The following is a 17,769-nucleotide window of genomic DNA, read 5'->3' on the forward strand; positions in this document are numbered from 1 at the left end:
CCCGTTCAGAAGATCGAGACGGCGCCCACGAACAGGACGAGCACCAGGCCGATGAAGCCGACGAAGGCGTAGAGGGCCTTGCGCGAATCCTGGTGGGCATAGCTGTCCTTTTCGGCGCCTTCCTTCCAGCGCACGGAGGATTCCTGATGGCGGGCCTGATCAACCTGCGCCGGTGTCGGCGGCGTTCCGGCGGCCTCGTCGTCGGAACCCAACGGGGAGAGGCCCGGGTCGAACACCTGGGTCTTGTCGCCCGTGCGGCCGCTGTCGATGTCACCCTTCAACTGCGCGGTGGTCGAGCCCTCGGTCAGAGGCGGCGCATCCATAGGCTTGATCGTGCGCGTCGGCGGAATGTCGGCATGATGATTGTCTGAACGGGTGGACATCTGATTCTCCCGGGCTCCGTTGGAGGGGAAACCATCGGGATTCCGGGATGTTCCGGTCCTGAGACGCCTCAGGGATCCTGACTTCGGGCAAGAAAAAAGGCCGTTGTTGCCAACGGCCCGAAGTTTAGGGAGGAAACGCCCAAGAAGGGCAGCAACGCTGCGACGCCAATCGCCGTGTTGCATTGCAAGAAGTAAGGGGTCGGAAGGCCCGTTTCAAGACCAAAAGGTCAGCATCATTGCCCAATTTTTCGCCGCCCTGAAACCTGCGGTTTTTCAAGCATTACTGGACATGGAACAGGCGGCCGTGGACAAAATGCAGGCAGCGAGATTGCTACGAGGTCCTATATGCCCACGCTCAACGCCGTTCTCGAGACCGCGCTCTATGTCGACGACCTGGCGCGGGCGCGCGCCTTCTATGAGGATGATCTCGGCCTGAGAGTGCTTTTCGGCAATGCGCGCATGTATGCCTTCGACGTGGCCGGTAAGAGTGTGCTGCTGATCTTCCTGCGCGGTGCGTCGCGGCAGGACATGCCCACGCCCGGCGGGACGATCCCCGGCCATGACGGGCGGGGGCCACTGCATATCGGCTTCGCCGTTTCGGCCGATGAGCTGCCGGCGTGGGAGAAACGGCTCCAGGAGCGCCATATCCCCATCGAGAGCCGAACGACCTGGTCCCGCGGCGGGACCAGCGTCTATTTCCGGGATCCCGACGGCCACCTTCTCGAACTGGCGACGCCGGGACTCTGGGAAACCTACTAACCGCGTCAGGTCACGACGCTAGGTTCGTTACGACCCGTGCGGGAAGCGATCTCGGCAATCTCGTTCGCCGCCTGGACGATGGGAGTCAGGACCTCGGCCGTCGGCAGGTCGTGCCGGTCGGCATTCGGTTCGAAGCGTTCGAGATAGACGCGCAGGGTCGCCCCCGACGTGCCGGTGCCCGACAGGCGGAACACGGCGCGTGCGTCCTCCGCGAAGAGGATGCGGATGCCCTGCTTCGGCGTCACGGACTTGTCGACCGGGTCCGTATAGGCGAAGTCGTCGCAGGACTGGACCGTGAGGGTGCCGAAACGCTGACCGGGCAGGGTCGGGAGCTTGGCTCGCAACGCATCCATCAGCGCATTGGCCGGGGCCGTCTCGAGCTCCTCGTAATCGTGGCGCGTGTAGTAGTCACGCCCGAACGTGGCCCAGTGCTCGCGGACGATCTGGTCGGCCGGTTTGCGGGTGACGGCCAGGATGTTGAGCCAGAGCAGCACGGCCCAGAGGCCGTCCTTCTCGCGGATATGGTTCGAGCCCGTGCCCGCGCTCTCCTCGCCGCACAGGGTGATGAGGCCCGCATCCAAGAGATTGGCGAAGAACTTCCAGCCCGTGGGCGTCTCGAAGCAGTTGATGCCGAGCTTCGCCGCGACCCGGTCGGCAGCGCGGCTCGTCGGCATGGAGCGGGCCACGCCGGAAAGCCCCTTGGCATAGCCGGGCGCCAGATGGGCATGGCTCGTGAGGATCGCGAGGCTGTCGCTCGGCGTCACGAAGAGGCCCTTCGCGACGATCATGTTGCGGTCACCGTCGCCGTCGGAGGCGGCGCCGAAATCGGGCGCGTCGGGGCCGTACATCAGCTCCATGAGGTCATGGGCATGGACCGGGTTCGGATCGGGATGGTGGCCGCCGAAATCGGGCTTCGGCTCGCCGTTCACTACCGTGCCGGCCGGGGCGCCGAGCCGGCCTTCGAGAATGGCCTTCGCGTAAGGACCCGTGATGGCGCTCAGCGCATCGAAGCGCATGCGGAAGCCGGAACGGAACAGCCCGGCGATGGCGTCGAAATCGACCAGCCGCTCCATCAGCTCCGCGTAATCGGCCACCGGATCAATCACCTCGACGGCCATGTCGCCGACCTTGCTTTGTCCGATCGTGCCGAGGTCGATGTCGGGCCCGTCGTCGATCCTGTATTCGGTGATCTCGCTCGCCTTGCGGAACACGGCTTCCGTGAAGGTTTCCGGCGCGGGGCCGCCGTGGGACATATTGAACTTGATCCCGAAATCGCCATCCGGTCCGCCGGGATTGTGGCTAGCCGAGAGCACGAGGCCGCCGATGGCCTTGTGCTTGCGGATCACGCAGGAGGCGGCCGGCGTCGACAACAGGCCCTTTTGGCCGACGAGAACGCGGCCGAAGCCGTTCGCCGCCGCCATCTTGATCGCGGTCTGGACGACGGATTCGTTGAAGAAGCGTCCGTCCCCACCGATGACCAGCGTCGAGCCGTCCTTGTTCTCGACGGTGTCGAAGATCGCCTGGATGAAGTTCTCCACATAACGGGGCTGCTGGAAGACGGTGACCTTCTTGCGCAGGCCGGACGTGCCGGGACGCTGGTCGGAAAACGGTGTCGTCGGAATACGGGTGGTCACCATCGGAGCAGATCACTTCCTTGAGGCGGCCCCGTCGGGGCCAGTTCTCGAAATCCTTTGTCGATCCCGGAGGGGATCACGGACCATTCTAGGGTCACTCGGGGCAGATGCCACTGCCAAGATGAAGGCAGGATGAAAGATCCGGTAACCGGCAGGAAGGAGCTGCCACATTCCCTGGCAGGCCTGTCACCAGGACCTGCCAGGGAAGGCCGAGAGGAGGTTTAAGGATTGTTGCCGCCGGACGGCCGCTTGGGCGCTTGGCCCGGATCGGTGCCCTGCGGAGCGTCGCCGGCCGGCTTCACCTCGTCCGGGTCGGACACGCTCTTGTTCACCGGCTCGCGAGCCGGCTCGTCCTGGGGCGGAGGACCGGCCACGGCCGAGCCGCCCATGTAGGAGGGTGGGTCGCTGGCCGGGAAGGAATATTCCGAGCCGGCATCGACCAGTTCGTCTTCTTCTTTTTTCACGCCCATCGTCATCTCCTGTCTTGGCGAGGCTTTGCATGCTCAAGAAGAGAATGCAGGCGGTGCCGCCGTGTTCAGGCGCGGCGGTAAAAAACCGGATGGGTCACGCCCTAGGCCTCAACTTAGGTCGGCCTTGTGGCGGGTGACACGCTATCTCCCGCCGGTCGCACAAGCCCTCATAACGGTATCGATTCCCGGGAGAACGCCATGAATCCGACCCGCCGCACCCTCCTCAAGACCCTGGCCGCCGGGTCCGCCGCTGCCCTGGCGCCCTGGCCGGGCTTCGCGCAATCGGCCTATCCTACGAGGCCCGTGCGGGTGATCGTGCCCTATGCGGCCGGCGGGGGAACGGATTTCTTCGCCCGGCTCGTCTTCGGCGCCATGGGCGAGAAGCTCGGCCAGCAATTCGTCATCGAGAACAAGCCCGGCGCCGGGACCAATATCGGGGCCGACACGGTGGCCCGCGCGGAGCCCGACGGCTATACGCTGCTCCTGGGCGATACGGCCACCTTCGCGACGAACCGCACGCTCTACAGGAAGCTCTCCTTCGACCCGTACAAGGATTTCGCCCCGATCTCCCTGTCCGGACGCTTCGCCCTGGTGCTCCTCGTCAATACGAACAGGCTGCCGGTAAAATCGGTTCAGGAACTCGTGGCCGAGGCGAAGAAGAATCCCGGCAAGATCAACTACGCGACGCCGGGACTGGGCAGCCCGTTCCATCTGGCCACGGAGCTGCTCTCCCAGGGGGCCGGGATCAAGCTCACCCATGTGCCGTACCGGGGCGCTGCGCCGGCCGTCCAGGATCTGGTCGCCGGGCAGGTCGACATGATGTTTATCGATTTCGCCACGGCTCGCTCGCAGCTTTCCGGCCCGATCAAGGCGATCGCCGTGGCATCGCCGCAGGAATTCGCGGGGCTTCCCGGCGTGCCGCCAGTGGCGGCCGATCAGCCGGGCTTCGAGGCCTGGGCCTGGCAGGGCTTCGTTGCGCCGGCCGGCACTCCGTCGGAGATCATCGCCAAGCTCAACGACACCTATCGCAGCGTGGTCGCCAATGCGGAGATCCGCGACAAGCTGGTCGGCGCCGGCATCGACGTGCTCCAGGGCTCTCCCGCCGAGATGGCCGCCTACATGCAGGAGGAGGGGGCCAAGTGGGAGAAGGTGATCCGGACGGCCAACATCACGCTGGAATGAGCCTTCACCTCAGATCTTCAGATCACGTCAGTTCCGGTCCCAGCGATACATCCCGCGCTCGCCCTCCTGGCAGCTGACGGGCGGCTCCGCCTGGACCTTCTGGATCAGCGATGGAGCGGAGAGGGCGGCGATTTCGCGGATGATCTTCGTGCGGATGGCGTCGGCGAATTGGTGGCGCTCCCGCACGGGGACGAGGAACGCGCCTTCGCCTCCGATGACGCAGGATTTGTAGTAGAGGTCGAGGTTCTCCATGTCGCCGAATCCCGTCGGGCGTTTGAGCATGATGGGAAGGCCGTTGATGGTGATGCCCTTCGCGACGGCCTCGTCGCGGGCGGCCGTGACGCTCCGTCCGCTGCTGTTGGGCCCGTCGCCCGAGATGTCGATGACGCGGCGGATGGGCTCGACGCCGGTCTGCTCCAGCAGCTTGGCGCCGAAGTCGATGGCGCCGGAGATCGACGTGCGCCGCAGGCGGCCGATCGGATTGTCGTGCAGGCTGTCGGCGAATTTCACGGCGGCATCCGGGCCGTCGATCACGGTCCAGGGCACGATCACGCGCTGGTAATCCACGCCCGACCATTCGAAATAGGTCACGATGATCCGGCCCACCATGCCGTTCCTGATGGCGTCGTGCACCTGAGGCGAGCGGAAGGCTTCGATGAAGCCCTGGCGCTGAAGCTCCTGCTCGTCCGGATCCATGGAGCGGGACACGTCCACGGCGAGGACGAGCGCGACGTCCACCTCCGTTTCCGCCCTGGCCGGGGAGGCGGGCAGCCAGAGCGACGCCGCCATGAGGGCCGCGATCATGCTGAGACGCCTGAAATCCATCCCGACCTCCGTTCCGCCGATGTCCGACTCATATGTTCCCGACCCTCAGGATGAGCGAGCGCCCAGTACGGTCTGATCGCTCCCCAGAGACGCTGCTGCGCTGTTCCTCAGGATCAGGGAGGGATGAGGCGAAGTGCCAGGAGAAGCTGACACGAATCTCCCACCGGGCAAGGTTGGATCGTCTCAGGAAGCACGCCGGAGGCCTCAATTTAGCGTGAGGAACAAGGCAGGCCGTCGCTCGGCTCCTTCGGGTTCCAGCGACCTCGTCGGCACCGAGGAGGCGGTGGCCGGTTGTCCCGCCCGCCTTATAACCCGGCCGGCGGAGATCCGCGTTCGCCGCGGTGCTCCGACCCCAGCAGAAGGTTCGCATTCGCATGTCCGCCACCCTCGACCGTTGGTCGCCCCATGCCTTGGCCGTCCTGAGGATCGTCACGGCCCTGATCTTCATGGAACACGGAACGCAGAAGCTGTTCGGCTTCCCGGCCCCTCCCGAGGGAGGCGTGCCGGCGCTCTTCTCGCTGTTCGGAATCGGCGCCGTTCTCGAACTCGCCGGAGGCTTCCTGATCCTGATCGGCTTGTTCACCCGGCCCGTCGCTTTCCTGCTCGCCGGCGAGATGGCCGTGGCCTACTGGATGTTCCATGCGCCCCAGAGCCCCTATCCGGCGCTCAACGGCGGCGACGCGGCGATCCTCTTCTGCTTCGTGTTCCTGCTCTTCGTCTTCACCGGCCCGGGCGCCTGGAGCATCGACGGAGCTAGACGGCCGGCAGGGCCGCGGCACTCGTGGGAGCGATGATTCATCACACGTCATCACCGGTTTGTGCCGGTGATCCCGATCAGACAGGTGCTCCCATCCCGCACCTGTCCCGGAATCGATAAGTAAGAATTCCGGGATCGCGCGCCTCACAACCCCGGCGTAACCCGGAAGAGACGGGTCACTTTCACGGGTTCTGCGATTATTCTCTGGAACGGTTTTCGAGAACCGCCCGTTTTCGATGCAGGCCCCATGACCTTTGCGTCGGAAGAGGATAAAGCGGGGCACGAAGTGTTGCGTGGAGTGGGACATGGCGGAGATCATCGCTTTCAAAGATCTCAAGAAGATTGCCGATCGGTGCGAGGTGCTGACGCTGTTCGAGCCGAAGCATTCTGCGAAATCGAAATCCCGCTCCGAGTCCAAGACTTTCGAGTTTCCGAGCTCCCGCCCGTTCATCTCCGGAAATCTGACCGACCTGTTCGAGCAGGCGAATGCCGTTGCCATGCGGCACTACCACGGGGATCCCAAGGTGGCGGCGGTCGTCGCGGCGAAATGCATGGAGCTCATTCAGGCTTTGGAAGATCACGCTCAGCCGGAATGATTATTGCCCCGGCCGTCTGAGTTCGGCCGAATTGCTGTTTCTGCTCCCGCACGATCCGTTCACGCGAATGTCAACGCGCTCATTCTCGAAACGGCGCGTATGCTGCGTCGCCGGCTGCATCGCATTCTCCATTCAGACGAGTATTGATTATCGAGGCGTGGGACGCGAAAGGCGGCATCTGCGGCTCTCGTCCCGTGACTTCGGCAATGCGCCTTTTGTGCACCCGTGCGATGCAACGGAGACTCTTTCGGGCCTTCGTCAGGAGGAAGAGTTACCCCTTCGTGGGCCGTAGTATCAAGGAACTAATGCCTGTAGGGATGGTTGTTGCCACGCTCGATCCGTTTGGGATCGGCTGAATGGATCGGACTCCTTTCGACCAAGGCATATCGCCTCGTGTCGTATGCGGACGGTGTCACGATCTTGTTCGACATACCGCTGAACGAATGGGGGCCAGCACATATGAGGCACGATGTTGTCTACAAAGAACAAATTCTTGCTGTCGCGCAGGATCCTTTCCAGAATGTCGCCACGGTCCTGATCTGTCAGAATCTCCTGCTTCGCACCGGCATAGGTCACGTGCTCTCCGGCACACGCTTCGCCTTGGTCGATGGGCAGTGCGACGACCCGTCGAACCTCCCTGCGCTCGACGATACGATGCCGGTGCTATTCATGATCTGCGAGAACCGACCGACGCAGGAGCTCGTCACCATGGTGGATACGCTCAAGGCGCAACACCCGCTCTCGCGCGTGGTCGTCCTGGCCGATGCCATGGAACCGGACACCGCAATCCAACTCTGCGGCGCCGGCATGGACGGTTTCTGCCCGACGAGCATGGAACGGCACGCCCTGGTCAAGGCTCTCGAAATCGTCATCCTGGGTGAAACCTACATCCCGGCTTCGATCGGGCTGGCTCTCCTGGAGCGGGTCCGTCAGGATCGGGCGCATTCCGATGCTGCCGGTGCGCCCGGCAACATCTCTACCGAGGCTCTCGAAAAGCTGTCGGAGCGGGAGGCCCAGATCCTCCGCTGTCTGACACGGGGGGCCTCGAACAAGGTGATCGCGCGTGAGCTCGGCGTGGCGGAGGCCACGGTGAAGGTGCATATCAAAGCGATCCTGCGGAAGGTGAAGGCCACCAACAGGACCCAGGCAGCGATATGGGCGACCGGGCATTTCGATCTCGCACAGGATAATGTCCGCGCACTGGAGGCGGGCGAGTGAGAATAAGCGCCGTTCCTGTGACCTGAAACGGCTCACTTATGCGATTTTTCCTAATAAGAGAGGCCGCCGAAAGGCGGCCTACTCCTTTGGGGGTAGCTCATGTGGCGAGTTGCGGATCAGTCGAACGGGACTGTAAGCCTAGTACGTCCTCGCGGCGGATCAGCGAAATAATAAGTGTAAATGCGTATTCGCGCTGCGGGCCTGATTTGAAAACAATGACACCTGAATTGGTGAAGTGGGGCATCAATGGATTATCAAGTGGAGCTGGTCGCTCGCGCATTCTACGATGCCGAGCATGAGGACTGCCTGTGGGATGCCGAGGCTGAGGCCATCAGGCAGGATTTCCGCGAATATGCGCGCAATGCCATCAATCTCCTGAACGAAGACATTGGCGTTTTGCTGATGGCTCTGGAGAATGCCACGGCGGAAGAAAATCCGAACCGGTCGCGCGCCGCAGCCTGAAACACCGATTTCGCGTAAGAATATAAAACGGAAAATCCAAGAGCATCGTGCAGCCCTCCAGGGCCACTCGAAACGGTGCCCGAGACAATCAAGAGCATCGAACGCAAAAACGGGAACGGTTTGCGTGCAAAGATGCGGGAGGACACTCAGAGCATCGTGCGCCTGAAGGTGCGCACGATGCTCTTTTCGTATGTTCGGATCTCAGTGCGCGTCCGGCGGCAGGTCGACGATCCGCTTGATCTCGTAAACCACCAGCATCAGGAAGACCGACATGATCACGAGGCCGATGGCGCTCGTGAACACGCTTGCGCTGACGCCCGACGACGAGACGAGAGCGAGCAGAATCAGGAACGGAAGGCCGACGGCAATCGACAGAACAGCGAGAACGGACCGTGACATGGGGGATGCCCTGAGGGTTTTCGGGAAAACGTTAGGTAGCCTAAGAATCGTGGAGAAAATGAGGTTGGAGCTTTGGGTCCGCGCCACACGACGCGCTGTTCAACGGGTTGAAGGGTGGATCGGATCCCATGCGGGAGGAGGATTTTCTCCGCCGCGTCCTCCGGGTTGAAGACGACGCGCCGGGACGCGCCTCAGAAGTCCCAGCGCTGCGCCTTGGAGACGAGGAAATCGCGGAAGACCTGGACGCGGGCCACGGAGCGCATCTCCTCCGGATAGACGAGATAGCTGTCGAGGGTCGGCATCTCCTCGTCGCGCAGGACCTGCTTGACCCGCGGATTGGTGCTCATGGCGTAGTCCGGCGCCATGCCGATCCCGGCTCCGTTCTCGATCGCCTGCCGCAGGGCCAGGCTGTCGTTGACCACGAACCGGCTCGGGCGGGGATCCCTCGGATTGCGTCCGAGCGTGGTCAGGCGATGCAGGTCGAGGATGAAGGACGGCTGGTCGCCGCCGAGGCAGAGGATCGAATGATTGTCGAGATCCGCGATGGTCTCCGGCTCGCCGCAGCGCTCGATATAGGTATGGGCCGCGTAGGCGTGGTACTGGATGGTGAACAGGCGGCGCTGGATCAGGTCGGGCTGGGCCGGCAGGCGAAGGCGGATGGCGATGTCCGCCTCCCGCATCGCGAGATCGAGCTCATCGTTGGTGAGGATGAGCTGGATGCGCACCTCGGGATAGAGATCGATGAATTCGGTGATGCGCCGGGCGAGCCAGATGCCGCCGATGCCGACCGTCGCGGTGACGCGCAGGTCGCCCGCGGGCCGCTCGCTGGTTTCGGTCAGGCGTTGGCGCGTTTCCTCCAGGCGCAGGCGGATGTCCTGCGCGGCCCTGAACAGCACGTCGCCGTGCTCCGTCAGAACCAGGCCGCGCGGGTGCCGGTGGAAGAGCGGGACCTTCAATTCGTGCTCGAGGGCGCTGATCTGCCGGCTGATGGAGGACTGGTTGACTCCGAGCTTCTCGCCGGCACGGGTGAAATTCCCCGCGTTGACGACTTCGTAGAACAGTCTGATCTTGTCCCAGTCCAATGCGGATCCTCAAGGCTGGAGGGTGGGCCTGCGGCAGTTCGCGACGGCCAAATGGAGAACGGGGCGGCCGTTCAGGTCAAGCCCAATCTTCACGGGGGAGAGCGGCGTTCGTCGGGCCTCTCGTCCTCGTCCGAGCCATCCGGGGCCTGGACGCGGCCCAGCAGGGCGGTGCGCTGGTTGAGCGGGAATTCGATCACGCAGCGAATTCCGCCGGGCGAGAATTCCAGCGCCGTCCTGGCATCGATCTCGTAGGGCAGGCTGCGCTCGATCAGCTCGGTGCCGAAGCCGCGCCGGCGGGGGGCCGCGGTCGCGATGCGAATGCCGGTCTCCCGCCATTCCAGCTTGAGAGTCCGCTCGCCGTCGCCGCCCTCGATGGTCCAGGTCACGTCGATATGGCCGCCGGTCTCCGAGAGCGCGCCATACTTGACCGCATTGGTGGCGAGCTCGTGGATCGCCAGGCCCAGCTTGTCCGCCACCACGGTCCGCAGCCGGACGGGCGGCCCTTCCACATGGGCCTTCTCGTCGTCTCGCACCGCATGGGCGAGCAACTCGTCCCGCACCAGCTCCTCGAGGTCGATGACGGAATCGGCCGAGCGCGTCGCCATGGTCTGCGTGCGGGCGAAGGCCTCGATCCGCCCTTCGAGATGCATGGCGTAATCGTCGACCGTGTTGCTGTTCGCCGCCGTCCGCCGCGTGATGGAGCGCACCACCGCGAGGGTGTTGCGGACGCGATGCTGGAGCTCTGCGAGCAGGAGCTTCGTGTGCTGCTCGCTCTCCCGCAGGGCTTCCTCCGCGCGCACGCGCACGGTCATATCGATCGCGATGATCAGGCTGCCCACCACGGTTCCGGACACATCGCGCCGGGCACTGACGTTGTTGCGCACCCAGATGATCGAGCCGTCGGGACGGCGGTGGCGCCTCTCGCCGATGAAGGATTCGCCGCTCGAGAGCGCACGCTCGAGCATGGCGTCGCTGCGATTTTCCGCCTCGATCGGTGTCAGCTCCTGGATCGCCCGGCCGACGATCTGCTCGCGGGTGAGGCCGAGGATCGTGCAATAGCGGTCGTTGACATAGATGGCGCGCCCGTCGCGGTCCGTCATCGCGATGCCCACCTCGGCCTGCTCGGCCATGGCGCGGAAGCGCTCCTCGCTCTCGCGCAGGGCCTGCTGCGCCCGCGTGAGGGGCGTGACGTCCATGAAGGTGACGACGGCGCCGCCGATGTAGTTGTCGATACTGCGATAGGGCAGCACGCGCACCATGGTGCGCGTCCCCGTCGCTGGATCCTCGATCTCCCGGTCGACGCTGCCGAGCGTGCGGATCACCCGGCGAGCATCGTCCTGGAGCTCGTCATAGGCGATGCGCGACTTGATGTGCCCGATCGGCCGTCCCACGTCGGTTTCGACGAGTTGGAAGATCTCGGTCACAGCCGGCGTGTAGTTCATCACGCGCAGGTCGTTGTCGAGGAAGATCGTCGCGATCTGCGTGCTTTCCAGAAGGTTCTTCAGGTCGCTGTTCGAGCGGCCGAGTTCCTGCACCCCATGCGCGAGCTCGCCGTTGACGGTGGTCAGTTCCTCGATGGTCGCCTGGAGCCTTTCGCGGGTGACGCGCAGGTCCGTTTCGAGATGCTTCACATGCTCGTCGCGCATGAAGGAGCCGCCGGCCAGGGGATCGGAGACCTCGGCGGCCTCCGCTTCGAGATGGGCGGCCTCGTCGTATCGGGCCGCGTGGCTCACGTGGAACTGCACGCGCTTGGCCAACTCCTCCGGGGGCAGGACGAAATCCGCGACGGCCACGGGGCTGTGGTTGGGAGCGATACCTTCGACGGACAGCTCTGGGCTTTCCTCCGCGAGCGTCAGGCCACCCGCCTCCTTGAGGGCCGTGATGCCGAGCGTTCCGACCCCGTTGGTGCCGGAGAAGACGATGCCGATGGCCTTCTCTTCCCTGTCCTGGGCCACCGAGATGAGGAAGCTGTCGATGGTGCCCCGCTCGCCCGGCGGTTCCTGGGCGTCACGGATCTGAAAACGCCCGTCCTCGACGGTCAGGATGGTGTTGAGGGCAGACCAATAGATCCGGCCGGATTCGACGAGGGCTCCCCGAACCGCCTGGGTGAGGTGTCGGTCGTGTTGCGCCAGCGTCGCCGCGAACCGCCCATCGTCCAGCGCCTCCCGGTGATGAAAGACGAGGACGACGGCCATCTGCTCTCCGATGGTCAGCTCAGCCAGGAAGCGCTCCAGGGAATGGCTCTCCGCCCCGGAGACTCCCGCCGCAACGATAAAGGAAGCACTTCTGGAACCGATATCGGTATTGGGGGCGGTTTCGGAGGACGTCGTCTCGCTCTTCCTGGCGGCCACGGTCAAGTTTCCCAGCTCGGGAGGGGGTTTGCCATACTACGGAGAATTGCACCACCTCTCAAAGATCATCTCCCATGGCCTATCCGTCGCTCTCCGGCCCGGCTTCGTCCATGCGGGAGGCAAGCGATGTCATAGACTGCAGGACGGCCTTGCGCAGGGTGTCGGCGTATTGCCGGTATTCGAGAGCCCTCGCCTCGTACATCTCGGCGACCGATCGGCGGCCGCTCCGGCGCCCGTCATCCGCCATGCGGGAGACCAGCTCGGCCGGAAGTGCGCCCAGGATGGTCTTGAGCGGGGCGGTCGCTCCTGATGATCCGCCGATGACGATGATGTCACGATTATTCATGAAGCGGACCTCGGATTACATTCCAAAAGGGAAAGACATTTTACGGCCGCCTGTTCCGCGAAACCGGGTCCCGTGCAGAATTTACGGGGGGGGGGACGCAACAGATGTTCCGCGCGCGCATTGCCCCAGGAGAGATGTGTTCATGGGGGGCATGGCGAGCGTAACCCCTGCTGGTCCAAGGTCGCGCGGTCGCACTCTGCCGACGCGGCTGGAGATGCTATGATGAGCTTCGTCATGCATAGACAGGTCAACACCAATCCACTGCTGTGGAAGCTCGACAGTATCGTCAGCCTGTCCGACGAGGAAAGGCAGGCGTTGCTCGACTTGCCCATGGCCGTCAAGGTCATGGAGGCGGACAGCGACATCGTCCGCGACGGGGACAGGCCTTCGGAATGCTGCTTGGTCCTGAGCGGCTTCGTCTGCCGGTACAAGGTTCTCTCCGACGGCAGGCGTCAGATCATGGGCTTTTACATCCCCGGCGACATTCCCGACCTGCAGAGCCTTCATTTGCATGTGATGGACCACAGCGTCGGGACGCTCGTGACGAGCAGCCTTGCCCTCATTCCGCACGAGAGCCTGCGTCGTGTTCTGGCGCAATACCCCGGTCTCGCGGCCGCGTTCTGGCGCGACACGCTCATCGATGCGGCCATGTTCCGCGAATGGATGGTCGGCATGGGGCGCCGCTCGGCCTATCAGCGCATCGCTCACCTTCTCTGCGAGCTCCAAGTCCGTCTGAAGGCGGTCGGCCTTGCCGGCGAGGACGGCTACGAGCTGCCGGTGACCCAGAACGAACTGGGCGACGCCCTGGGCCTCTCGACGGTTCACGTGAACCGCGTCCTCCAGGATCTGAGAAGCGAAGGGCTGATCGTCCTGCGCGGAGGCTCTCTCCACATCCCGGACTGGAAGGCCCTTCAGCTGGCAGGCGACTTCGATCCCGGTTATCTTCATCTCAAGCGATGAGACCCGGACGGGCGTTCCGGAGCCACCGCATTCCTGACGAAATCCATCGGCAACCGAGAGGCAGCCCATGTCGCACGCGAAGCTGTTCACGCCTTTCCGGATCGGAGAATTCGAACTCGCCAACCGGATCGTCATCGCGCCCATGTGCCAGTACTCGGCCGAAAACGGCTGCATGAACGACTGGCACCTGATCCATCTGGGCCAGCTCGCGCTCTCGGGGGCGGCGCTCCTGACCATCGAGGCGACGGCGGTCACGCCCGAGGGCCGGATCACCTACGGGGATGTAGGCCTCTACTCGGATGAATGCGAAGACGCCATGCGCCGTGTTCTCGACGGAGTCCGGCGCTGGTCCGACATGCCGATCGCGATCCAGCTCGGCCATGCCGGACGCAAGGCCTCCACCGAGGTTCCCTGGAAAGGCGGCCGGCAGATTTCGCCCGACCATCCCAACGGCTGGCAGACGGAGGCGCCTTCCGCGATCCCGCACGGAGCCGACGAGGTGCCTCCCACGGCGCTTGATCGGGACGGCCTCGTGCGGGTGCGTGAGGCCTTCGCCGATGCGGCGCGGCGCGCCGGACGCCTCGGCCTCGCAGCCGTGCAGATCCATGTGGCCCATGGATACCTGCTGCACCAGTTCCTCTCCCCGTTGTCCAACCGGCGTGAGGACCCATATGGCGGGTCCCTCGAAAACCGGATGCGCTTTCCGCTCGAGGTGTACGATGCCGTTCGCGCCGCGTTCCCGGCCGAGCGCCCGGTGACGGTGCGGGTGTCGGGCACGGATTGGGCCGAGGGCGGCTGGACCATCGAGGAGACGGTGGAATTCGCGAAAGCCCTCAAGGCCCGCGGCTGCAGCGCGATCCACGTGTCGAGCGGCGGCCTGACGCCGGCGCAGAAGATTCCCGTGGGGCCGAGCTATCAGGTGCCGCTCGCCCGCGCGGTGAAATCAGTCGGGATGCCGGTCATCGCCGTGGGCCTCATCACGGATTACGTGCAGGCGGAATCGATCCTCGTCACGGGCGATGCCGATCTGATCGCCATTGCGCGCGCGGCTCTCTACGACCCGCGCTGGCCCTGGCACGCCGCCGCGCATTTCGGCGCAGCCGTCAAGGCGCCGCCGCAATACCTGCGTTCTCAACCGCGGCAATATCCCGACCTCTTCAAGATCCGGGCTGATGACTGATCCGAGGGAGCGTTGGGACATGGCCTATCGGGGGACACGCCCATGGAGCTGAGCGAGACTGCATGCGACATCCTCGATTACATGCGGGAGACACACCGCAGGCCGGGAGCGCGCCTCACCATGGCCACGCTCGACGCGCATTTCGGGACTGATCCCGCAGTGGCGGTGGCCGTGTCGGAACTGGCCCATCTCGGCTATGTCGCGGTGCCCGATGCCGGAACGATCGAGCTGACGGATCGCGGCTTCGACGCGATCCATCGCGGCGCCTACCGCGAGAACGGCGGGTGATTCCGGGCCCTGTCGCCTTATCGCTCTAACGCCAGTCGGCCCGGCCCGAGCGACGCTGCTCCCGGTCGGCGCCGCGGCTCACTTCGACGGAGGTAGGCAGCGGCCGCGCCTTCTCGTCCCGGGCCGTATTCTGTTCCGCCGGACCGTCGGTGATGAGGCGTGCGCCCCGCTGGTAGGTCAGGTAGTTCCACAGCCAGGTGAAAGCCACGACGGCCCGGTTGCGCAGGCCGATCAGGAAATAGACATGCGCGATGCCCCAGAACAGCCAGCCGATGAAGCCCGTGAGATGAAGGGAATCGAGCTTCACCACGGCGGCCTTGCGCCCTACCGTGGCGAGGTCGCCCTGATGCCGATACCGGAACGGCCCGGGCTCGGTCCCGTTCCCGACCGCCGCGGCGATCACATCGGCCACATAGCGGCCCATCTGCTTGGCCGCCGGAGCGATGCCCGGTACGGTCTTTCCCTCCGCGTCGACCACTGAGGCGGTATCGCCGATCACGAAGATCTCGGGCCTGCCGGGCACCTTCAGATGAACGTCGACCTTGACCCGCTCGGCGCGGTCGTGCTCCGCCCCGAGCCACTCGGCCGCCGGGGAGGCTACGACGCCGGCAGCCCAGATGACGGTTCCGGCGGCGATCCGGCTCTCCTCGAGGTCGACGCCGGTTTCGGTGCAATCCGTCACCCGGGCATTCGTCCTGACCTCAACGCCCATCCGTTCCAGGGATTTCTGCGCATAGGCCGCGAGATCCTCGGGGAAGGCGGGCAGCAGGCGCGGTCCCGCCTCGATCAGGATCACCCGGGCGCTATGGGGATCGATGCGCCGGAACTCGGACGGCAGGGCATGATGGGCCACTTCCGCGATGGCCCCGGCCATCTCGACTCCGGTGGGGCCGCCGCCCACGACCACGAAGGTGAGCAGACGGCGCTGCTCGTCGGCGTCGTCGGTCAGTTCGGCGTGCTCGAAGGCGAGGAGGATCTTGCGGCGGATCACCGTCGCATCCTCGATCTGCTTCAGCCCCGGCGCGACGGAGGCCCATTCCGGATGCCCGAAATAGGAATGCGTGGCACCGGTCGCGACGACGAGGTAATCGTACGGCACGCTCAGCGGTCCGGCCTGGACGATCCGCGCCTGCGCGTCGATGCCGGTGACATCCGCCAGAAGCACCGTCGCGTTCTTCTGGCGCCGCAGGATGCTGCGGATCGGCCATGCGATGTCGGCCGGGGACAGGGCCGCCGTGGCGACCTGATAGAGCAGGGGCTGGAAGTAGTGGAAATTGTGCCGGTCGATGATCGTGACGTCGACCGGCGCCCGCGCCAGGGACTGTGCCGCCGTCAGCCCGCCGAACCCTGCTCCGACGATCACAACCTTCGGTCTTCGAGCGGTCATCGCGGCCCTCGCTTTTGTGGTGTCGGAATGGCTTGCTGTGCGTCGCACCCTCACTCTGGCTAATCGGCGCGGGGCGTCGATGTTCCGCGCGCGCGGCGGCCGCCTGGAGCCTTCCATTCCCGTCGTCGTCTCAGCTGAACTTGGGGGTGTAGCGATAGCTCTGGGTCGGCCGGTCGAGGACGCGCCGTCCCATCAGGCTCGCCACGAGATCGACCATGAGCAGGGCCGTGCGGCCGCGCTCGTCGAGGAACGGATTGAGCTCGACCAGATCGAGGCTGCCCACGAGGCCGCTGTCATGCAGGATCTCCATGATGAGATGCGCCTCGCGGAAGGTCGCGCCGCCGGGAACCGTGGTGCCGACGCCGGGCGCGATCACGGGATCGAGGAAATCCACGTCGAGACTCACGTGGAGGATGCCGTTCGCCTCCGCGACGCGCTTCAGGAAGGCGTCGAGGAGCGACACGACGCCGTTCTCGTCGATGGAGCGCATATCGTGGACCGTCACGCCCGCGCCCTGCAGGGCGGAGCGCTCCGCGGGATCGACGCTGCGGATGCCCATCATGCAGACGTTCTGCGGCTTGATGGGAGCGGCGAGCGGCGGGAAGTAGCCGTCGAATCCCTCGCGGCCCGTGGCATAGGCCATCGGCACGCCGTGCAGGTTGCCGCTCGTGGTCGTGGCGAGGGTGTGGAAGTCCGGATGCGAGTCGAGCCACAGGACGAAGAACTCGCGGCCTTCCTCGGCGGCGCGCCGTGCGAGCCCCGTCATCGAGCCGGCCGAGAGACTGTGGTCTCCGCCGGCGAAGATCGGCATCCCGTCGCCGGCGGCCCGATAGGCCGCCTCAGCGATGGCCTCCGTCCAGGCGACGGTTTCCGGCAGGGCCTTGATGGCGGCGTTCGGGTGCCGCAGATCCCGGAGCGGCCGGGGCGCGATGTTGCCCCTGTCCTCCACCTCGTAGCCGAGGCTCTGCAGCTCGGTGAGGAGGCCGGCGGTCCGGAAGGCGCTCGGGCCCATGTCGCAGCCGAGCCGGCCGGCGCCCTCCTGAACCGGCACGCCCAGAACGATGCACGGCTTCGATGTCATTCCGCTCTCCTCGGGATTCCGTCGGGGTCCTGTGCGGAACACGACGTCCGCTGTTCGGTTGCCTGCATAGCACAAACCTTCTCGGGAATGACGATGACGGAGCCGCAGATCAGCTCACTACGCAAGGATTTCCGCGTTTTCCGCGACCCGGGATTCCTGGTCACGCTGTTCCTGATCGGACTTCTGGCTGCCGTCGGAGCGCTCATTCTCGTCCTCGCCTCCAGCGAATACGGCATTCCGATCCGGCAGTTCTGGCCCTGAGGTTCCCGGCGCCGGGGATCACATTTTCGGGAACATCGGCGAAGCTGAACGGTTAGAGTCGAGCCGCCCTCATGGCGGTGCTGTTCTGGCGTTCCGGAGAACAATCTTGGGTGGAGCTCGCCTTGCCCTCGTCCTGGCTATTCTGCTG

The 17,769-nt window shown here is 64.9% G+C and carries 20 protein-coding genes; 10 read left to right on the forward strand and 10 right to left on the reverse strand.

The genetic code is table 11. The features are described 5' to 3' along the window. Positions 1-5: 5 nt before the first annotated feature. The gene (locus tag OC446_RS09450) at positions 6-323 is read right to left on the reverse strand and encodes a hypothetical protein (protein ID WP_410055046.1); all 318 of its coding nucleotides are present in this window, start codon (positions 321-323) and stop codon (positions 6-8) included. 405 nt (positions 324-728) lie between these two features. Here OC446_RS09450 and OC446_RS09455 point away from each other — a divergent pair, with 405 nt between their 5' ends. After that, positions 729-1,142 (forward strand): VOC family protein, encoded by a 414-nt coding sequence (locus OC446_RS09455; protein ID WP_262028782.1) that lies wholly within the window; start codon positions 729-731, stop codon positions 1,140-1,142. A 5-nt stretch (positions 1,143-1,147) separates the two neighbouring features. On the opposite strand, the gene OC446_RS09460 is transcribed toward OC446_RS09455, so the two are convergent. Next, entirely contained in the window at positions 1,148-2,779 is a 1,632-nt protein-coding gene (locus tag OC446_RS09460) for an alpha-D-glucose phosphate-specific phosphoglucomutase (RefSeq protein ID WP_262028783.1), read from the reverse strand. Between the two features lie 218 nt (positions 2,780-2,997). Then, positions 2,998-3,246 carry a hypothetical protein gene (locus OC446_RS09465; RefSeq protein ID WP_262028784.1) on the reverse strand — a complete coding sequence of 83 codons (249 nt, stop codon included), beginning with the start codon at positions 3,244-3,246 and terminating at the stop codon, positions 2,998-3,000. Positions 3,247-3,444: 198 nt separating this feature from the next. On the opposite strand from OC446_RS09465, the gene OC446_RS09470 reads away from it, so the two are divergent. Continuing rightward, positions 3,445-4,428, forward strand: coding sequence for a Bug family tripartite tricarboxylate transporter substrate binding protein (locus OC446_RS09470; RefSeq protein ID WP_262028785.1), 984 nt, complete (start codon positions 3,445-3,447; stop codon positions 4,426-4,428). 27 nt (positions 4,429-4,455) lie between these two features. Here the strand turns inward: OC446_RS09470 and OC446_RS09475 are convergent, their stop codons facing one another. After that, on the reverse strand, positions 4,456-5,253 hold the full coding sequence (locus OC446_RS09475) for a DUF1194 domain-containing protein (RefSeq protein ID WP_262028786.1): 798 nt from the start codon (positions 5,251-5,253) through the stop codon (positions 4,456-4,458). A 374-nt stretch (positions 5,254-5,627) separates the two neighbouring features. Here OC446_RS09475 and OC446_RS09480 point away from each other — a divergent pair, with 374 nt between their 5' ends. The 4 genes from OC446_RS09480 to OC446_RS09495 all read left to right on the forward strand — a co-directional run bounded on the left by OC446_RS09480 (position 5,628) and on the right by OC446_RS09495 (position 8,286). After that, positions 5,628-6,047 (forward strand): DoxX family protein, encoded by a 420-nt coding sequence (locus tag OC446_RS09480; RefSeq protein ID WP_262028787.1) that lies wholly within the window; start codon positions 5,628-5,630, stop codon positions 6,045-6,047. 268 nt (positions 6,048-6,315) lie between these two features. Next, positions 6,316-6,606, forward strand: coding sequence for a hypothetical protein (locus tag OC446_RS09485; RefSeq protein WP_262028788.1), 291 nt, complete (start codon positions 6,316-6,318; stop codon positions 6,604-6,606). Between the two features lie 459 nt (positions 6,607-7,065). Continuing rightward, positions 7,066-7,824 carry a LuxR C-terminal-related transcriptional regulator gene (locus OC446_RS09490; RefSeq protein ID WP_262028789.1) on the forward strand — a complete coding sequence of 253 codons (759 nt, stop codon included), beginning with the start codon at positions 7,066-7,068 and terminating at the stop codon, positions 7,822-7,824. Between the two features lie 258 nt (positions 7,825-8,082). Beyond that, on the forward strand, positions 8,083-8,286 hold the full coding sequence (locus OC446_RS09495) for a hypothetical protein (protein WP_262028790.1): 204 nt from the start codon (positions 8,083-8,085) through the stop codon (positions 8,284-8,286). 201 nt (positions 8,287-8,487) lie between these two features. Here OC446_RS09495 and OC446_RS09500 read toward each other — a convergent pair whose 3' ends face one another. The 4 genes from OC446_RS09500 to OC446_RS09515 all read right to left on the reverse strand — a co-directional run bounded on the left by OC446_RS09500 (position 8,488) and on the right by OC446_RS09515 (position 12,464). Next, positions 8,488-8,685, reverse strand: a complete 198-nt coding sequence (locus OC446_RS09500; RefSeq protein WP_262028791.1) for a hypothetical protein — start codon at positions 8,683-8,685, stop codon at positions 8,488-8,490. 191 nt (positions 8,686-8,876) lie between these two features. After that, positions 8,877-9,767, reverse strand: coding sequence for a LysR family transcriptional regulator (locus OC446_RS09505; RefSeq protein WP_262028792.1), 891 nt, complete (start codon positions 9,765-9,767; stop codon positions 8,877-8,879). An 89-nt stretch (positions 9,768-9,856) separates the two neighbouring features. Next, the gene (locus OC446_RS09510; protein WP_262028793.1) at positions 9,857-12,118 is read right to left on the reverse strand and encodes a PAS domain S-box protein; all 2,262 of its coding nucleotides are present in this window, start codon (positions 12,116-12,118) and stop codon (positions 9,857-9,859) included. A 79-nt stretch (positions 12,119-12,197) separates the two neighbouring features. Next, entirely contained in the window at positions 12,198-12,464 is a 267-nt protein-coding gene (locus OC446_RS09515; RefSeq protein WP_410055047.1) for a hypothetical protein, read from the reverse strand. A 234-nt stretch (positions 12,465-12,698) separates the two neighbouring features. Between OC446_RS09515 and OC446_RS09520 the strand changes: the two genes are divergently transcribed. The 3 genes from OC446_RS09520 to OC446_RS09530 all read left to right on the forward strand — a co-directional run bounded on the left by OC446_RS09520 (position 12,699) and on the right by OC446_RS09530 (position 14,892). Further along, positions 12,699-13,424: a Crp/Fnr family transcriptional regulator gene (locus tag OC446_RS09520; protein WP_262028794.1), complete on the forward strand. Its 726-nt coding sequence runs from the start codon at positions 12,699-12,701 to the stop codon at positions 13,422-13,424. A 67-nt stretch (positions 13,425-13,491) separates the two neighbouring features. After that, positions 13,492-14,604 (forward strand): NADH:flavin oxidoreductase/NADH oxidase, encoded by a 1,113-nt coding sequence (locus tag OC446_RS09525; protein ID WP_262028795.1) that lies wholly within the window; start codon positions 13,492-13,494, stop codon positions 14,602-14,604. Between the two features lie 42 nt (positions 14,605-14,646). Continuing rightward, complete coding sequence (locus tag OC446_RS09530; RefSeq protein WP_262028796.1) at positions 14,647-14,892, forward strand: hypothetical protein; 246 nt, start codon at positions 14,647-14,649, stop codon at positions 14,890-14,892. Between the two features lie 25 nt (positions 14,893-14,917). On the opposite strand, the gene OC446_RS09535 is transcribed toward OC446_RS09530, so the two are convergent. Both OC446_RS09535 and rocF read right to left on the reverse strand, forming a co-directional pair. Continuing rightward, positions 14,918-16,279: an NAD(P)/FAD-dependent oxidoreductase gene (locus tag OC446_RS09535; RefSeq protein WP_262028797.1), complete on the reverse strand. Its 1,362-nt coding sequence runs from the start codon at positions 16,277-16,279 to the stop codon at positions 14,918-14,920. 130 nt (positions 16,280-16,409) lie between these two features. Beyond that, a complete protein-coding gene (gene rocF, locus OC446_RS09540) occupies positions 16,410-17,360 on the reverse strand; it encodes an arginase (protein WP_262028798.1) in 951 nt (316 codons plus the stop codon). A 93-nt stretch (positions 17,361-17,453) separates the two neighbouring features. Between rocF and OC446_RS09545 the strand changes: the two genes are divergently transcribed. Next, complete coding sequence (locus OC446_RS09545) at positions 17,454-17,621, forward strand: hypothetical protein (protein WP_262028799.1); 168 nt, start codon at positions 17,454-17,456, stop codon at positions 17,619-17,621. Positions 17,622-17,769 lie beyond the last annotated feature (148 nt).

The organism is Microvirga sp. Mcv34, from assembly GCF_024519725.1.
Lineage (GTDB): Bacteria > Pseudomonadota > Alphaproteobacteria > Rhizobiales > Beijerinckiaceae > Microvirga.

What these genes read in the sequence shown, in the direction of transcription:
- OC446_RS09485 (WP_262028788.1), top strand. Translation starts at nt 6,316, where the DNA reads ATGGCGGAGATCATCGCTTTCAAAGATCTCAAGAAGATTGCCGATCGG.
- OC446_RS09460 (WP_262028783.1), bottom strand. Translation starts at nt 2,779, where the DNA reads ATGGTGACCACCCGTATTCCGACGACACCGTTTTCCGACCAGCGTCCC.
- OC446_RS09500 (WP_262028791.1), bottom strand. Translation starts at nt 8,685, where the DNA reads ATGTCACGGTCCGTTCTCGCTGTTCTGTCGATTGCCGTCGGCCTTCCG.
- OC446_RS09470 (WP_262028785.1), top strand. Translation starts at nt 3,445, where the DNA reads ATGAATCCGACCCGCCGCACCCTCCTCAAGACCCTGGCCGCCGGGTCC.
- OC446_RS09490 (WP_262028789.1), top strand. Translation starts at nt 7,066, where the DNA reads ATGAGGCACGATGTTGTCTACAAAGAACAAATTCTTGCTGTCGCGCAG.
- OC446_RS09455 (WP_262028782.1), top strand. Translation starts at nt 729, where the DNA reads ATGCCCACGCTCAACGCCGTTCTCGAGACCGCGCTCTATGTCGACGAC.
- rocF (WP_262028798.1), bottom strand. Translation starts at nt 17,360, where the DNA reads ATGACATCGAAGCCGTGCATCGTTCTGGGCGTGCCGGTTCAGGAGGGC.
- OC446_RS09525 (WP_262028795.1), top strand. Translation starts at nt 13,492, where the DNA reads ATGTCGCACGCGAAGCTGTTCACGCCTTTCCGGATCGGAGAATTCGAA.
- OC446_RS09530 (WP_262028796.1), top strand. Translation starts at nt 14,647, where the DNA reads ATGGAGCTGAGCGAGACTGCATGCGACATCCTCGATTACATGCGGGAG.
- OC446_RS09480 (WP_262028787.1), top strand. Translation starts at nt 5,628, where the DNA reads ATGTCCGCCACCCTCGACCGTTGGTCGCCCCATGCCTTGGCCGTCCTG.
- OC446_RS09515 (WP_410055047.1), bottom strand. Translation starts at nt 12,464, where the DNA reads ATGAATAATCGTGACATCATCGTCATCGGCGGATCATCAGGAGCGACC.
- OC446_RS09535 (WP_262028797.1), bottom strand. Translation starts at nt 16,279, where the DNA reads ATGACCGCTCGAAGACCGAAGGTTGTGATCGTCGGAGCAGGGTTCGGC.
- OC446_RS09545 (WP_262028799.1), top strand. Translation starts at nt 17,454, where the DNA reads ATGACGGAGCCGCAGATCAGCTCACTACGCAAGGATTTCCGCGTTTTC.
- OC446_RS09450 (WP_410055046.1), bottom strand. Translation starts at nt 323, where the DNA reads ATGGATGCGCCGCCTCTGACCGAGGGCTCGACCACCGCGCAGTTGAAG.
- OC446_RS09520 (WP_262028794.1), top strand. Translation starts at nt 12,699, where the DNA reads ATGCATAGACAGGTCAACACCAATCCACTGCTGTGGAAGCTCGACAGT.
- OC446_RS09475 (WP_262028786.1), bottom strand. Translation starts at nt 5,253, where the DNA reads ATGGATTTCAGGCGTCTCAGCATGATCGCGGCCCTCATGGCGGCGTCG.
- OC446_RS09465 (WP_262028784.1), bottom strand. Translation starts at nt 3,246, where the DNA reads ATGGGCGTGAAAAAAGAAGAAGACGAACTGGTCGATGCCGGCTCGGAA.